This window comes from Arthrobacter sp. JZ12, assembly GCF_035189165.1.
Taxonomy (GTDB): domain Bacteria; phylum Actinomycetota; class Actinomycetes; order Actinomycetales; family Micrococcaceae; genus Arthrobacter_D.
In genome coordinates this window covers 1,947,771-1,962,782 of record NZ_CP045246.1, presented here as the reverse complement: position 1 = coordinate 1,962,782, position 15,012 = coordinate 1,947,771, and the positions used below count along the sequence as shown (strand labels likewise).

The following is a 15,012-nucleotide window of genomic DNA, read 5'->3' as shown; positions in this document are numbered from 1 at the left end:
GGCCGGGTAACTACCTAAGTACCCGCCGGGGATACTTAGGTACCTCTTCAGCCGCCCGTATGGTGGTCGGTTCCGAGCGAAAGCCGGGTATCGTCGTCGTCGCTGAGAACCAGTGCAAGCGCCTCATTCGGGATTTCGAAGACGAGTGTGGCGTCGATGGTCTCGCCCTGCTCGGCGTCGTGCTCCGACGGGGAGGACCAGATAGCGCGCGGTTCTCCCGTACCCAGCCCGTCGATGAAGTAGTCCGACGCGCGGAAGTCGATGCCGTCGCCCTCCAGCGCCGTGAGCTGGAGCAGGATGCGCACCCGGTGCGCGCCTTCCGCTACCGGAGCGTCCAGTGCCTCCGCGTTCGACGGCGGCACCCAGTCGTCATTTTCCAGCGGCAGGATGCCGTTGATACGGGCGAGCCCGCCGTGAACGCTGTCCGAAGCACCCAGCATCGTGGCGGGCTCCTCGTCGACGTTGTTGGTCATCACCCAGGTTGCTCCGCCGGCTAGACCCAGCAGGAGTACCGCAGGGATCACGACCCTGTGCCTCGGGGTTGCCTTCCGGCGCCGACCGACCACGGGACGTTCCTCAAGCTGATTTGCCATGCAGATAGTGAACGCCCGTCACCATGGGAAAACCCTGCCTGATGCGACAACGCAGGAGCGGCAGGGTAACTTTCTAGGGTGAGTTCTGCGCAGAAGCCCCCGTTCTACATCACCACGGCAATCACCTACCCGAATGGAGTGCCCCACATCGGGCATGCCTACGAGTACGTCGCAACCGACGCCCTTGCGCGTTTCAAGCGGCTCGACGGCCACGACGTCATGTTCCTGACCGGCACGGATGAGCACGGCATGAAAATTGCACAGACGGCCGAGAAAGAGGGGATCACCCCCAAGGAGCTCGTGGACCGGAACGCGGAGGTCTACAAGGCGGCGCACGCGGACCTGGCCATCACCTACGACCGCTTCATCCGGACTACGGATGCGGATCACTACGCAGCGTCCCAGGACCTGTGGCGCCGCATGGAAGCCAACGGCGACATCTACCTGGACAAGTACGCGGGCTGGTACTCGGTACGTGATGAGGCCTACTACACCGACGAGGAAACCGAGGTCCGCGAGGACGGGATCCGGTACTCGAAGGAGACCGACACCGAGGTCACTTGGACGGAGGAGGAGAGCTACTTCTTCAGGCTGTCCGGCTATCAGGACCGGCTGCTGGCCCTCTACGCGGACCAGCCCGAGTTCGGAGCGCCCCACTCGCGCTTCAATGAGGTGATCAGTTTCGTCAAGCGCGGACTGGAGGACCTGTCCATCAGCCGTACCACCTTCGACTGGGGAGTGCCCGTTCCCGGAAACCCCAAGCACGTGATGTACGTGTGGGTGGACGCACTGACCAACTACCTCACCGGCGTCGGCTACCCGGACACCGAATCTGAGCGCTTCCGCAAGTACTGGCCGGCTGACGTGCACGTGATCGGAAAGGACATCTCCCGCTTCCACGCCATCTACTGGCCTGCGTTCCTGATGTCGGCCGGCATCGAACTGCCCAAGCGGATCATGATTCACGGTTTCCTGCACAACCGCGGCGTGAAGATGTCCAAGTCGCTGGGCAACGTGATCGCGCCGAAGGACTGGATCGACCAGTACGGGCGCGACCAGATCCGTTTCTTCCTGCTGCGTGAGGTGCCCTTCGGTGCCGATGGGTCCTATAGCCATGAGGCCATCGTGTCGCGTATGAACTCGGACCTGGCGAACAACCTCGGGAACCTGGCGCAGCGCTCGCTGTCCATGGTGGCCAAGAACTGCAACGGGATGGTGCCTGCGCCGTCGTCGTTGTCCGATGCCGACCAGAAGATTCTCGGCGCGGCCAACACGCTGCTTGAGGCTTGCCGGGCGGCGTACGACCGCCAGGAGCTGTCACGCGCGCTTGAAGCAATCTGGACGGTGCTGGGCGACACCAACGCCTACTTCGCGGAACAGCAGCCATGGGTCCTGCGGAAGACGGACCTGGACCGGATGAATACGGTACTCTACGTGACCCTCGAGGTCCTGCGGATTGTGTCGATCCTGGTCCAGCCCGTCATGCCGGACGGGGCTGCGAAGCTGCTGACCGCGCTCGGCCAGGGAACTACGGACGACGACGCCGCGCGCCGCTTTGACGCGCTGGCCACACCGCTGGTGCCGGGCGTTGCGCTGCCGGCCCCCACGCCGGTGTTCCCCAAGTACGAGGAGCCCGCCGACGCCTAGTTCATCCGGCAGGACACACCCCGAATAGCCCACCAAAAGGGGTGTGTCCTGACGAATGAACGCATCGTGACCGAATAAACGCGGAGGATCAGGGCCGGAAACCGAACCGGTGCGCTGCCGTGGACGTCATAATGGCAGCGACCTCGCGTTGCTGCCCCTGCGCGCGCTCGGCCAGTTCGTTCAGCCGCTGCCGGTCGTAGCCCGAGAAGGTCCATCCTGCGTCGAGCAGCGCGAGCAGTGTCTCCCACAGTGCCTGCTTCCCGCGCACCAGGCTCTGCAGCGCCTCAAGCTCCAGCTGCGCGCCGGGCCCGCGGGTGGATCGCCGGACGTTGAGGGGATTGATGCGGGCTGCGGTGGCGCTGACGTGTGCGAACGCCATCTTGGCCGCATTGGGGCGGTGCCCCTGCGCACGGAGGGACCTGCGAAGCTCGAGGCGCTCGGCCTTGATCTCCCCGTGCAGTCGCGTGAGCGTCTTCTCGTGCTCGGTGCCCGCCCAGGTCCGGGCGGCGGCCTGAAAGGCGCGCACCCCACCGGTCGCTCCGAGGAAATGATCCTCCAGGTAGCGGAACAGCCACTGCTGCTCCTGTGCTTTCTGTGCGTGCACGTACCCTCCTGCCTGCTTCACGGCCCGCGTCCGCAGGCCGTGAAGCAATCTTTCTACAGGTCAGCCATCCACAGCCAATCCCTCGACGGGTGACAGCCGTGTCGCGCGCCGAGCGGGCAGCACCGAGGCAGCCAGCCCGGCGAGGATCGCGACGGCCAGCACTCCGGCCAGTTGCAGCCACGGGAACGACGCCGTCACTTCGGCTACCAGGCCGAGCGCGGACTGCGCGCCGAGCCAGCCGTACAGCATGCCGAGACCCACGCCGATCAACGCCGCGACGCCGGCAATCAGCACGGCCTCGACGGCCAGCATCGAGCGCAGTTGTCCACGCGTGAGGCCCAGGGCCCGCAGCAGGGCGGATTCACGGGTCCGCTCGTGCACCGAGAGCGAGAGTGTGTTCGCGACGCCGATCAGCGCGATCAGTACCGCGACGGCCAGTAGTGCGATCACCACAAGCAGCAGGACATCGATGATCTGGTTGAAGGTGGCGCGTTCCAGTGCTGCTCCCGACACCAGGTACTCAGGCAGGCCGAGAGCGTCGACGATCTCCGTGCGCAGGGCCGTGATGTCGCCTGATTCGAGGGAATCGTCCAGCTTGAGCCAGAGCATTGAGCTACCGTCCACTTCCTCAAGCGGTCCGAGCTGTTCAGCGGCGGCCTCGGTGATCAATGGGACGATGGTCCTGCTTTCCGCCACCACCACATCGAAGGTCCGGCTTCCTGCGGAGCCTGTGACTTCCAGACTCGTCGCTTCGGTTCCGTCGGGCATCACCACGGCGCCATCGCGCGGAGAGGCCGACTCGGGACGCAGCACCTCCTTTGCCTGCGCCGGGGAGAGACTGTAGACAACCTGGTCACCGTCCTCCCCGGATACCCGGGCGACGGCGGCCGGCCGGGTCACTGCCTCGACACCCTCCAGTGACCGGAGAACCTGCGCGGCCTCCGCAGAGTCGCCGCCTTCAAGCTGCACGGCAAGGTCCACCGGGTAGTTCTGCGCCAGGGCGCTATCGAAGGCCGTCCGCGATGTCTGCGCCCCGGACATCATCATGCTGACCAGCGTGACTCCCACCAGCAGCGCGGAGGCGGTTGCCGTGGTTCGGCCGGGGTTGCGGACGGCGTTGACGGCAGCCAGTCTACCGGGGACGCCGAAAGGCTGGGCGAGCCGGCCCGCCTGGGTCACGAGGGCAGGAACAAACAGACCGGCGCAGAGCAGCAGGCCGAGGAAGGACAGCACGCCACCGGGCAGCGCGATGAGCAGGTTCGCCTGGGCGGCGCCAAGCGCGAGGATCAGGCCGCCGGCGACGACGAGGGCCACGCCGATGCCGAGGCGCAGCCGGCCACGCCGTGTGGTGATGCCCGCATGGTCCACCGGGCGCAGCGCGGCAAGCGGTGCTACGGCGGTGGCTGCCCGTGCGGGCACCAGGGCCGCGGCGAGAGTCATCAGCAGGCCCACCACCATGCTCGCCACGACGGCATGCACAGGCACCGCAAGGGTAGCGAACTCGCTTCCCGGTATGGCGCGCGCGATCGAGACAAGCGTCCACATGACAGCAACGGCCAGCAGTACGCCCAGCGCTGAGGCTACAAGGCCGACGACGGCAGCCTCGATCAACACGGAGCGCCGGATCTGGCGCCGGTCGGCTCCAATGCAGCGCAGGAGCGCCAGTTCACGTGTGCGTTGGGCTACAAGGACCGAGAAGGTGTTCGAGATGACCAGCCCGGTGACCAGGACGGCCACCACGGCAAAGGCCAACAGCACAATCGTCAGCTGATCCTGCCCGCCGGACAGTGCGGCGACATCCGCCGTCGTCTGCTCGGCAGCGGTCAGCACCGCGACCGATGCGCCGGCGTCGTTCACGGCCTGGGCAAGCACTGGGCCGACGACGGCGGGATCCCCGCCGTCAGTTAGGGCGACCTGCAGCCGCGACGCCGACGCCTCCGCGGCCAGCGTGGTGACCTGCGTTTCGACAGCGTGCAGGTGGATCATGCCCGACATGAACGGATGGTGGGAAGGAGTGCTGATGCCGACCACCCTGAGTTCCGTTCCACCGGCCTTGATGCTCTCATCGGGGGTTGCCGCAGTCAGCGCGGCGCCCTGGACCGGGTCTCCCAGCGACACTGCCAGCTGGTCGGCCGCGGTGGCATCGATAGTGACTTCACCGTTGCGTTCGGGCAGCCTGCCCTCGGTGAGGGTCAGGGCCTCCAGTGAGGGAGGAGCGAGGGTGTCGATCATGGCGATGGTCGCAGTGTCCGACGCCTGCAGCGCCATGGCGCTGCCGACCTCGGCGTGGACGGCTGCGACGCCGGCAACGTCCTGCGCCCGCGCTGCGGCGTCCGGCGGCAGGGGAGTGCCGTCGTCGTTGGACACCACGAGGTCCGCCTTCGAATATTCAGCCCCGATGCTGTTCTGCAGTGTGGCAGTAGTGGTGCCGCCCACCATCAGTGTGGCGGCGAGGAAACCGACGCCGAGCATCACAGCGAGTCCGACGGCGATATACCGGCGCGAGTGCCGCGCCACCTGTGAAAGGGCTACAGTCAGCACGGCTCATGCCCCCAATTGAGACAGGGCCGCGAGGATGGCGTCCGGCGTGCTGCGCTCCAGCTCCCCGACCAGCCGGCCGTCCTGCATGAGGACAACCCGGTCGGCGTAGGAGGCGGCTATCGGATCGTGGGTCACCATGATGATGCTCTGCCCCATTTCCGAGCTGCTGCGCCTCAGGAGCGAGAGAACCTCAGCACCGGACCTGGAATCGAGGTTGCCTGTGGGTTCATCTCCGAAGATCACGTCCGGGCGTGTCAGGAGCGCCCGGGCGACGGCGACCCGCTGCTGCTGCCCGCCGGACAGCTCATGTGGGCGGTGGCTGAGCCGGTCGTCGAGGCCAAGGATGCTTGAGATCTGCCGCAGCCAGTCCCGGTCCACGGATCCGCCGGCAAGAGCGACGGGAAGGGTGATGTTCTGTTCGGCTGTGAGGGTGGGGATGAGGTTGAAGGCTTGGAATACAAAGCCCACCCGGTCCCGCCGCAGGCGGGTCAGCTCTGCATCGGACAGGGCCGTGATCTCGGTGCCTCCAAGAGAGATGCTGCCGGAGTCGGCGCTGTCGAGCCCGGCGAGGCAGTGCATGAGCGTTGACTTGCCGGAGCCGGATGGGCCCATGATCGCGGTGAAACGTCCGGCCGGAAAACCGACGGTGACATCCCGAAGGGCTTGCACGGTTGTGTTGTCCCGGCCGTAGGACTTGTTCAGGGACTGCGCGGCCACTGCGGCCGTGGTGAGCGAAGACGGCTCGGTAGCCGTCGAGAGGTTTGGTGTCATGGTTTCCACGCTAGGAAACGTGGACACTTCACCGGATCGGACGCAGGGACGTTCTTGCGGCGTCCTTTCTCCTACTCCGGGATGAGCCTGGCGCCGTGGCGGGATGAGTTCCGGGATGGGGGTTGGGGTTGGGGTTGGGGTTTGGGCTGGGCAGTTGTCAGGGCCGGACGACGCCGGCCTCGTAGGCGAGCACCACCGCCTGAACGCGGTCCCGGGCACCCAACTTGGCGAGGATATGCCCGACATGCGTCTTCACGGTTGCCTCCGACAGGAAAAGATCCGACGCGATCTCCGTATTCGACCTGCCCTGGGCGATCAGCGTGAAGACCTCGCGCTCGCGGGCGGTCAGGGTGGCCACCGCGGCCGTGGCGCGCTCATTCGCAGCCGACGGCGCGCGCAGCAGGGGCGCGACGTGGTCCAGCAGCCTGCGCGTGGTGGAGGGGGCAATCACTGCGTCGCCCCGGTGGACCGTACGGATCGCTTCCAGCAGTTCCTCGGGAGGTGCGTCCTTCAACAGGAATCCGCTGGCGCCGGCCTGAATTGCGGCGAGCGCGTACTCGTCAAGGTCGAACGTGGTCAACACGATGATCCGGGGACCTGCGCTGTCCCGCTGCTCAAGGATCCGCCGCGTCGCTTCGATTCCGTCCATGCCGGGCATGCGAACATCCATGAGCACGACGTCGGCGGCCGTGGAGGAGAGCACGGACACCGCTTCGCCTCCCGTGCCCGCCTGGCACACGACGTCGAGGTCGGGTTGCGAGTTGATCAGCATCGAGAAGCCGCTGCGGACCAGTTGCTGGTCATCTACCAGGGCAACGCGGATGGCCTCGGCGGTGGACGGCAGGGTCATTCAGGCCTCCGGGTAGGACATTTCGGTGTACGGAATCACGGCACGGACACGGAAGCCGCCGCCGGTGCGGGGGCCGGTCTCCAGCACCCCATCGTAGAGTTTCAGGCGTTCGGCCATGCCGCGGATGCCCTGGCCCCCTTCCGGGGAGGGGGGATCGGACGCCGCCCCGCGCCCGTCGTCGTCGACCGTTATTTCAAGGCCCTTTACAGTCCAGGCAAGGATTACCGAGGCCGCTGCCTGTGGGCCGGCGTGCTTGAGAACATTGGTGAGTGCCTCCTGGATCACCCGGTAGGCGGTCAGTTCCGCTCCTGTGGGCAGGCGGCGGCGCGCAGTGCCGGCCTCTTGGAGTGTTGCCGTGATGCCTGCCCGTTCCACGGTTGCAACCAGCGCGGGCACGTCCGCGAGGGTAGGCAGTGGACGGGTGGGGGCGCCGTCGTCGTTCCTCAGGACGCCGAGCAGCCGGCGCATCTCGCGTAGGGACCCCCGCCCGGTCTCGGCGATCGTTCCCAGCGTTGCGGTGGCCACGGCCGGATCCGCAGCGCTCGCGTACCGGGCGCCGTCGGCCTGCGCGATCATGACCGAAAGGGAGTGTGCCACGACGTCGTGCATCTCACGGGCGATGTGATTCCTTTCATCTGCGGCCGCCAGGTCCCGTTCCTGCTGGCGCTCAATCTCGAGCCGCCGCGTGCGGTCGTGAAGCGCCTGCAGCGTCAGCCTGCGGTGGCGTGCCAGGTCCCCGAACGTCCAGCACAACAGAACCACGGCGAGGGCAAAGAAGATGTAGAGCGCATACAGCGGAAGGGCGGCCAGCCCGGTCTGGTACTGGTTGAGTCCAAACTGGGCGACGCCGGCAACCATGCCGAAACAGGCCACTCCGAGGCCGCCGAGGCTCGCCCAGCGGGGAGCGTAGGCGGCAAGGGCATACACCATCGCAAGGACGCTCAGCTGGGCGGGGACGGGTGGCTGGTTGACGGCAAGCTGGGCAAGGGAGACAGCGGCGACTGCTGCTGCTGCAGCAACAGTCCGCCGTCGCCTCCAGACGAGCGGCACCACCAGGGCAGTCGAGATGAAGAACTGCGCCGGTGATCCGACCAGAACCAGCGGCAGGGCAAGCATCGTGAAGGCTGCTCCGGCAACCAGGAAATCAACCTTGCCGGTATTCGTCCGTAGCCAGTAGGCCAGCCGGTGGTGGGCATCCATAGGGTTCAACTCTAGGTCGCGTGCACCGGCACGACATCGTCCCAGGGGTGGAGATGGGCGTCTCAACAATCGAGACCGGTTTGTCCGGGATGCGGGATCGTTGCCTAGGCTAAGGCCATGACTTCATCCAGCATCAATGTGGCAGTGATTCCCGGCGACGGCATCGGTCCGGAGGTCATTGCCGAGGCGGTCAAGGTTCTTCGCAGTGCCACCGCGTCCACCGAAGCCGAGTTGTCCCTGACCGAGTACAAGCTCGGTGCGGAGCACTGGCTCGCCACAGGGGAGACGCTGTCGGAGGAAACCCTCGATCAGTTGCGCGGCCATGATGCGATCCTGTTCGGAGCCGTCGGTGCGGCTCCGGGAGATACGCGTATCCCTTCGGGCCTGATTGAGCGCGAGATGCTCCTGAAGCTGCGCTTCACCCTGGATCACTATGTCAATCTCCGGCCCTCGAAGCTGTATGCCGGAGTCCCCAGTCCCCTCGCCGAGCCCGGTGAAATCGACTTCGTTGTGGTGCGCGAGGGAACGGAAGGCCCCTACGTGGGCAACGGTGGCGCGCTGCGCACGGGGACGCCCCACGAAATTGCCACTGAAGTCTCGGTGAACACCGCCCACGGCGTCGAACGCGTGGTTCGCGATGCCTTCCGCCGTGCCAGCGAGAGGCCCCGCCGGCACGTCACGCTGGTCCACAAGCACAACGTCCTGGTCCACGCAGGCCACCTGTGGAGGCGCACCGTCGAGGCCGTTGCCCAGGAGTTCCCGGAGGTCACCCACGACTATCTGCACGTGGATGCCGCCATGATCTTCCTGGCCACCGATCCGTCCCGGTTCGACGTCATTGTGACCGACAACCTGTTCGGCGACATCATCACGGACCTGGCCGCAGCGGTGACCGGCGGGATAGGCCTCGCGGCGTCGGGCAACATCAACATGGACCGCACTGCGCCCTCCATGTTCGAACCGGTGCACGGCTCGGCTCCCGATATCGCAGGACAGCAGAAAGCCGACCCCACGGCAGCCATCCTGTCCGCAGCACTTCTGCTGCACCACCTCGGCTTTGACGAGCAGGCGGCGAACATTGAGCGGGCAGTGGAGAACGACGTCGCCACCCGGGCGGGCACAGCACGATCCACTGCGGAGATCGGCGATGCGATCGCGGCAGCAGTGTCCTAAGCTGGTTAGGAACGATTAACTGAACCAACAACTGACAGTGCAATCCGAGAGGAACACTGCGTCCGCCGTCGTGCACGGCGGGCAGGTAACCGTGGAGGAACCATGACAGCTACTCAGCTGGAATTCGCCCAGTATCCATCCGCCAATCCCAAGTCTCAGGCGGAGCGGGAAGCCATCCTCGAGAACCCCGGGTTCGGAAACCACTTCACCGACCACACTGTCGTGGTCGATTATTCGGTCGACGCATCCGGTCGGGGCGGCTGGGGCAATGCCCGGCTGGAAGCATACGGTCCGATTGCCATGGATCCGGCGTCCGCCGTCCTGCACTACGGACAGGAGATCTTCGAAGGCATGAAGGCCTACCGCCATGCCGATGACTCCATCTGGACCTTCCGCCCCGAGGCCAACGCTGACCGGCTCAACCGGTCGGCCGCCCGGCTGGCGCTACCGCAGCTGCCCGACGGTGTCTTCGTGGAGTCGCTGCGGCAACTCGTCGCGGCCGACCGCGACTGGGTTCCCACCCGTGACGGTGAAAGCCTCTACCTGCGTCCCTTCATGATCGCCACGGAGGCTTTCCTCGGGGTCCGCCCCGCCCGTGAGGTGTCCTACCGGGTTATCGCATCACCGGCTGCCAACTATTTCGGCGGGGAACTCGCCCCCGTTTCCATCTGGGTCTCCCGGAACTACGCACGGGCCGTACGCGGCGGCACCGGTGCGGCGAAGTGCGGTGGAAATTACGCCGGTTCGCTGGCTGCGCAGCTTGAGGCTGAAGCTCACGGCTGCAAGCAGGTGCTGTTCCTGGACCAGTTCAACAACAACGCGGTCGAGGAACTCGGCGGCATGAACGTGTTCTTTGTCTTCAAGGACGGGAGCCTGGTGACGCCGGCTCTGAGTGGAACCATCCTCGAGGGAATCACCCGCTCATCAATCATCCAGCTGGCCCAGGACCGGGGCCTGAAGGTGGATGAGCGGACCATCACCCTGGATGAGTGGCGGGATGGGGTAGGCAGCGGGGACATCACCGAGGTCTTTGCCTGCGGTACAGCTGCGGTCATCACGCCGATCGGCGAGCTCAAGGACGGCGAAGAGGTCATCAAGGCTGCCGATCCATCGGCCGGCGAGGTCACCATGTCCCTGCGCGAACAGCTACTCGGGATTCAGACCGGCAAGGTGGAAGATCCGCACGGCTGGATGACCCGCCTCGTTTAGTCGCACGCTTTTGCCGCAGGACTAATGCCCGGACCTCCCGACTCGGAAGTCCGGGCATTCTGCGTCAGTCTGCGGTGGAGGAGGCGAGAGGAAGGCGGCTGCCGGATCTGAGCAGCGAGGTGATGTCCGGTTCGGCGAGCGGCTTGCTGAAGTAGTAGCCCTGGCCGCTGATGTTGCCCAGTGAGCGAAGGAACTCCGCCTGCTCCGCTGTCTCTATTCCTTCGAACACGGCGCCGAGGCCGGCGGCGCTGATCAGGTGGAACACCGCCGCCACGAATTCGGGCTGCCAGCTTCCCGTTGCCGGTTCGCGAAGGATCGAGCGGTCCACCTTCACCATGTCCACGGGCAGTCGCCGCAGATAGCTGATGGAGGAATAGCCGGTGCCGAAATCGTCGATCTCGATGCAGACCCCGAGCTGTTTGAGGCTTAGCAGCGTGTAGGTCTCAACCTCTCCACCGCCAACAAACGCAGATTCCGTGATTTCGATGACCAGCGCCTTCGCGGGCAACGATGTCCGCTTTAGCAGTCCGCGCACGAAATCGACCATGTCGAGCTGCCGCAGTTCGATTGCGGAGATGTTCACCCGCAGCTGGAACTCGTCCGGGATCAGCTGCGCCGCCTGCCAAACCACATATTGCTGAAGGGCAGCGGTCATAACCCAGCGGTCCAGATCGGATATTGCCCCGATCTCCTCGGCCAGCGGGATGAAGAGTTCGGGGGAGATCGTTCCGCGCGTCGGATGCTCCCAGCGGACCAGAACCTCCGCGGAGTTGATCGATCCGTCCCGTAGATTGACCACCGGCTGGTACAACACGCGGAGCTGTTCGGTCCCGATGGCATCTCTGAGCTCTGACGCCATCATCGTGCGGAGCTGCCTGCTGTACAGCATGACCGGTTCGAAGGCCTTGATGGTGCTGCGGCCCTCGTTCTTGGCCGCGTACATTGCGGTGTCGGCCTCACTCAGCAGGGACCCGGCCGTATGGTCCTTCGAAGCGACGCGGAGCCCGATACTGGCACGCGGGTGAACGTTGAATCCTTCGACGTTGACATCCTTGCTCAGTACCTCGAGTGCGCGATTTGCAACGGCCAGCGCAATCTCCATGGTGGCGTCCGCAACCAGGATCGCGAACTCGTCTCCGCCAAGGCGGGCCACAGTATCGGTGGGCCGAACTATCCTGCGCAGCCTGTCGGCGACTTCGCGGAGCACGCCGTCGCCGGCATCGTGCCCGAATCGGTCGTTGATGTTCTTGAAGGAGTCCAGATCGAGCAGCAGCAGGGCAGGAGGAGGAGCGCCCTTCCGGTGGGCCTTCAGGCGTTCGTCAATGTGCTCCGCCAGTTCCACCCGGTTGGACAGTCCCGTGAGCGCATCCGTCATGGCCATCTGCTTCATGTCCAGATGAGCCTGGTGGAGCATTGCCGTGCGGTCCGCCACCCTCTGTTCGAATTGGCGGTATACCAGCTCGAGTTCCTCGGCGAGAAGGTTCACGCCGGTAATCACCGCATCGACGTCGTCCCGCGCGGGGGAGGGCTCGATCCGGCTGCTGAGATCTCCCCGGGAGAGACGGACAATTCCATCAACCAGCAGGCTCAGCCGGGGGTCAGCCGTGGGTTGGTCCATCGGCTGCGAGGCGTCTGCCTGGTCTGTCTCCTCTGACTGTTCCGGCATGGATCAGGACTCCACCGATCGGTGCACGTCATCGATGAGCCGCGCAACCTGCGCTTCGCGATCCAATGCACCGGCTTGGCGGAACAGCTCCTGGCTTCGCTCAAGTTGAAACAAACCTTCAAGCGGATCCCCGGAGTGCGTCAGCGACTGGCCGAGCAGCTGATGAGCCTCGGCCGCGGTCTGGCTGGCGATGTTGGTGGCGGACCGGCAGATGGGCCTGAGCCGCTCGATTGCTGCATCATACTGGCCGGTGAGGAAGAGCCAGTGCGCTCGCGTCAGGGACAGCTCAAGCTTGTCCCGCTCGCTCCCGCCGACAATGGACGCGGCGAGCTCTGCCCGCTCAATGCATTCAAGAGTCTCTGGTTCCACCACTCCGGCGGCAAGCCGGAGCGCCGCCGAAGCACGGTTGAAGTGCGCCCAGAGATCCAGGTCATTGGAAGGGGAGAGACTGCCGGCCGCCCGTCGGTGATAGTCGGTTCCCGCCACGGTGTCCCGACGCAGGTATGCCACGTTGCCTATGGCCCAGTACGCCTCGCCAGCGATTTGGGGGGCAACCGCGGGCGTGATTATTTCAGCCAACTCAAGGCACGCTTCCCAGGCGTCGTCTATTCGGTCGCTCTCGGCAAGGGCAGCGATGAGCGCATGCTGCGCGGTAATGCGCAGCTCTGGAGACCCTGTGGCAGACGCGCCACTGGTAACTGCGCACCTTGCTTCCGTCGCCGCCCCTGACAGATCTCCTTGTCCTTGCATAACACCGGCAAGAAATATGGATACCCGGGCCGCCAGATCCGAATACCGCGAGGTTAGCGCGTCGACCTTCAGCGATTCTGCAAGGTGTTGCGCGCTTGCGTAGTCGCCGGTCTTTTTCAGGCACTCCGCCATCAGAAAGGTCATGTTCCACCAGGCGTTGTCGTCTGCGTTGTGCCTCGCAATCCGAGCAGCTTCTGTTGCCGTTTCCAGAGCGAGTTGATAATCCCTTTGGTTCCAGGCATCACGTGCACGCAATTCCAGAAACACGTGCTCTCCCGGCTGTTGCTTCTGACTCATTGCCTCGTTCCATGATCATCGAAGGTTTCGACCCCAGCGCCCATTGTGTCAGCATCTTGCGCACAAGAGGGGCGGATCAGCGGCGTTTACGGTGGGTTTGCCTTATCGGCGCTGAAAACTGCGGAAAAGATGAGAAAAAAGGCCAGTTAGAAGTTCTTTGTTCTCCCTATACTGAAGTGGCTGTGCAATCGTGGGGTGGGCAATTTCGCCTGTTCCATTCGTCAACGGACAAGGAAAAAGAATGAAGAAGGTCTCCGCAACACTGTTGCTGACTGCATTGCTACTGGTTGGGGGTGGCACGGCTGCTCAGGCAAAGGTCGGCAACTGGCCCGGTAGCACCACCCCCACCACCACGACGGCGAAGGTTGGCAACTGGCCGGGCAGCATCTCCACGTCTGTCTAGTCTGCGCCTTATCTGGCCAGGAAATGGTCAGAATGAGAACGGACTGTTGGATCACACCGATCCAACAGTCCGTTCTCATTCTGGGCGTTCCTGGATAGAGGTCTCAGCTCCTCATCCCCGCCACGATCTCCCGCACATGAGCAGCCCGATCGTGCGCGCCGGCGTCGTTGAAGCATTGCTCGCTTGTTTCCAGGTGCGCCAGCGCCTCCAATTCCTCCCCGCGAGCCGTGAGCGCCTGGGCGAGTAGGAGGTTGGCTTCACCTTCTGTCTGCCGCGAAAGTACCGTGCCTTCTGCGCAGATGGGCCGCAACCGCTCGACGGCGGCATTCAGCTGACCGGTGAGAAATAGCCAGTGCGCCCGGGTGAGGGAGAGCTGGAGGTGGTCCCGTTCGGTCCCGCCCACGATGGAGCTGGCCACCTCCGCGCGTTCAATGCATTCAAGCGTTTCCGCATCAACCACACCCGCAGCCAGTCGCCTCGATGCCGAAGCGCGGTTGAACCGTGCCCACAGGTCGAGGTCGTTGTTGGGGGAGAGGTGATCCGCAGCAAGGCGGTGGAAGCGGGTGCCGTCGGTCACCTGGTGGCGCATGAAGGCGACGTTTCCGATCACCCAATACGCCTTGCCGGCCGTTTGGGCGTGGATTGCCGCCGTGATCAGTGTCGATAGATCCAGGCAGGCACTCCAGGCATCGTCCAGTCGGTCGCTCTCGGCAAGCGATGCGATTAGGGCATGGTGCGCCTCGATCTGGAGTTCGGGAGCGCTCTCGACGGTCGCCGCACTCTCCACTGCGATGGAGGCAGCTTCCACCGCGCGTTCAAGATGGCCCAGCCCCTGCAGGCAAACGGCGAGCAGGGTGTTAACGCGCGCCTTGAGCGCCTTGGACTCCCGGGTAAGAGGATCCTCGCAGAGGGATTGAGCTGCCTCGAGTGCCATATCGAGCGTTCCTTCCTCGCGCAGGCATTCGGCCTGCAGGAACGTCATGTTCCAGTGCGCGTGGTGGTCCTCCGCCTGCGCCGCAAGCTCCAAGGCAGAGGCTGCCATGGCGCGCGCGACGGAATAATCGCGCTGGGTCCAGGCCTCGCGCGCGCGAAGTTCATACATGACCAGATCACCCGACCGCTGAGCCGCCACGCTTCCCCCTCGCTTAATGTGCCGCCGACGCAGGGAATCCTGCCGTGTTCAGCGGATACCTCACTTTAATCGCAAAGGGTGCTTATCAAACAGGGGGCAACGATGGAAAGATTATGCGCGGGGTGTCGCATATCACACTCCGTTCGTATACTGAAAAAAGCTGGTGTCAAAAACGG

The 15,012-nt window shown here is 64.7% G+C and carries 14 protein-coding genes; 5 read left to right on the top strand and 9 right to left on the bottom strand.

What is annotated here, in order from left to right:
- Positions 1-47 precede the first annotated feature (47 nt).
- A complete protein-coding gene (locus GC088_RS09120; protein ID WP_323958695.1) occupies positions 48-593 on the bottom strand; it encodes a hypothetical protein in 546 nt (181 codons plus the stop codon).
- A gap of 78 nt (positions 594-671) precedes the next feature.
- Between GC088_RS09120 and metG the strand changes: the two genes are divergently transcribed.
- The gene (metG, locus tag GC088_RS09115; protein ID WP_323958694.1) at positions 672-2,240 is read left to right on the top strand and encodes a methionine--tRNA ligase; all 1,569 of its coding nucleotides are present in this window, start codon (positions 672-674) and stop codon (positions 2,238-2,240) included.
- 88 nt (positions 2,241-2,328) lie between these two features.
- On the opposite strand, the gene GC088_RS09110 is transcribed toward metG, so the two are convergent.
- The 5 genes from GC088_RS09110 to GC088_RS09090 all read right to left on the bottom strand — a co-directional run bounded on the left by GC088_RS09110 (position 2,329) and on the right by GC088_RS09090 (position 8,206).
- Positions 2,329-2,844: a hypothetical protein gene (locus GC088_RS09110; protein ID WP_323958693.1), complete on the bottom strand. Its 516-nt coding sequence runs from the start codon at positions 2,842-2,844 to the stop codon at positions 2,329-2,331.
- A 60-nt stretch (positions 2,845-2,904) separates the two neighbouring features.
- Positions 2,905-5,385, bottom strand: coding sequence for an ABC transporter permease (locus GC088_RS09105; RefSeq protein ID WP_323958692.1), 2,481 nt, complete (start codon positions 5,383-5,385; stop codon positions 2,905-2,907).
- A gap of 3 nt (positions 5,386-5,388) precedes the next feature.
- Positions 5,389-6,156 (bottom strand): ABC transporter ATP-binding protein, encoded by a 768-nt coding sequence (locus tag GC088_RS09100; RefSeq protein ID WP_323958691.1) that lies wholly within the window; start codon positions 6,154-6,156, stop codon positions 5,389-5,391.
- Positions 6,157-6,313: 157 nt separating this feature from the next.
- Positions 6,314-7,006 carry a response regulator gene (locus GC088_RS09095; RefSeq protein ID WP_323958690.1) on the bottom strand — a complete coding sequence of 231 codons (693 nt, stop codon included), beginning with the start codon at positions 7,004-7,006 and terminating at the stop codon, positions 6,314-6,316.
- Positions 7,007-8,206, bottom strand: a complete 1,200-nt coding sequence (locus GC088_RS09090) for a sensor histidine kinase (RefSeq protein ID WP_323958689.1) — start codon at positions 8,204-8,206, stop codon at positions 7,007-7,009.
- A 117-nt stretch (positions 8,207-8,323) separates the two neighbouring features.
- Here GC088_RS09090 and GC088_RS09085 point away from each other — a divergent pair, with 117 nt between their 5' ends.
- Together GC088_RS09085 and GC088_RS09080 are read left to right on the top strand one after the other, a co-directional pair.
- Positions 8,324-9,379, top strand: coding sequence for a 3-isopropylmalate dehydrogenase (locus GC088_RS09085; RefSeq protein WP_323958688.1), 1,056 nt, complete (start codon positions 8,324-8,326; stop codon positions 9,377-9,379).
- A gap of 102 nt (positions 9,380-9,481) precedes the next feature.
- A complete protein-coding gene (locus GC088_RS09080) occupies positions 9,482-10,588 on the top strand; it encodes a branched-chain amino acid aminotransferase (protein WP_323958687.1) in 1,107 nt (368 codons plus the stop codon).
- Positions 10,589-10,652: 64 nt separating this feature from the next.
- Here GC088_RS09080 and GC088_RS09075 read toward each other — a convergent pair whose 3' ends face one another.
- Together GC088_RS09075 and GC088_RS09070 are read right to left on the bottom strand one after the other, a co-directional pair.
- Entirely contained in the window at positions 10,653-12,254 is a 1,602-nt protein-coding gene (locus tag GC088_RS09075) for a putative bifunctional diguanylate cyclase/phosphodiesterase (RefSeq protein WP_323958686.1), read from the bottom strand.
- Between the two features lie 3 nt (positions 12,255-12,257).
- On the bottom strand, positions 12,258-13,301 hold the full coding sequence (locus GC088_RS09070) for a hypothetical protein (protein ID WP_323958685.1): 1,044 nt from the start codon (positions 13,299-13,301) through the stop codon (positions 12,258-12,260).
- Between the two features lie 11 nt (positions 13,302-13,312).
- On the opposite strand from GC088_RS09070, the gene GC088_RS09065 reads away from it, so the two are divergent.
- Both GC088_RS09065 and GC088_RS09060 read left to right on the top strand, forming a co-directional pair.
- The gene (locus GC088_RS09065) at positions 13,313-13,546 is read left to right on the top strand and encodes a hypothetical protein (protein WP_323958684.1); all 234 of its coding nucleotides are present in this window, start codon (positions 13,313-13,315) and stop codon (positions 13,544-13,546) included.
- Complete coding sequence (locus GC088_RS09060; protein ID WP_323958683.1) at positions 13,543-13,704, top strand: hypothetical protein; 162 nt, start codon at positions 13,543-13,545, stop codon at positions 13,702-13,704. The genes GC088_RS09065 and GC088_RS09060 overlap by 4 nt, the downstream gene beginning before the upstream one ends.
- Before the next feature lie 103 nt (positions 13,705-13,807).
- On the opposite strand, the gene GC088_RS09055 is transcribed toward GC088_RS09060, so the two are convergent.
- A complete protein-coding gene (locus GC088_RS09055) occupies positions 13,808-14,836 on the bottom strand; it encodes a hypothetical protein (RefSeq protein ID WP_323958682.1) in 1,029 nt (342 codons plus the stop codon).
- Positions 14,837-15,012: the final 176 nt, after the last annotated feature.

Excerpts from the sequence above, each read along its gene's own strand:
- GC088_RS09070 (WP_323958685.1), bottom strand. The coding sequence starts at position 13,301 with ATGAGTCAGAAGCAACAGCCGGGAGAGCACGTGTTTCTGGAATTGCGT.
- GC088_RS09090 (WP_323958689.1), bottom strand. The coding sequence starts at position 8,206 with ATGGATGCCCACCACCGGCTGGCCTACTGGCTACGGACGAATACCGGC.
- GC088_RS09060 (WP_323958683.1), top strand. The coding sequence starts at position 13,543 with ATGAAGAAGGTCTCCGCAACACTGTTGCTGACTGCATTGCTACTGGTT.
- GC088_RS09075 (WP_323958686.1), bottom strand. The coding sequence starts at position 12,254 with ATGCCGGAACAGTCAGAGGAGACAGACCAGGCAGACGCCTCGCAGCCG.
- GC088_RS09100 (WP_323958691.1), bottom strand. The coding sequence starts at position 6,156 with ATGACACCAAACCTCTCGACGGCTACCGAGCCGTCTTCGCTCACCACG.
- GC088_RS09080 (WP_323958687.1), top strand. The coding sequence starts at position 9,482 with ATGACAGCTACTCAGCTGGAATTCGCCCAGTATCCATCCGCCAATCCC.
- GC088_RS09120 (WP_323958695.1), bottom strand. The coding sequence starts at position 593 with ATGGCAAATCAGCTTGAGGAACGTCCCGTGGTCGGTCGGCGCCGGAAG.
- GC088_RS09085 (WP_323958688.1), top strand. The coding sequence starts at position 8,324 with ATGACTTCATCCAGCATCAATGTGGCAGTGATTCCCGGCGACGGCATC.
- GC088_RS09065 (WP_323958684.1), top strand. The coding sequence starts at position 13,313 with ATGATCATCGAAGGTTTCGACCCCAGCGCCCATTGTGTCAGCATCTTG.
- GC088_RS09095 (WP_323958690.1), bottom strand. The coding sequence starts at position 7,006 with ATGACCCTGCCGTCCACCGCCGAGGCCATCCGCGTTGCCCTGGTAGAT.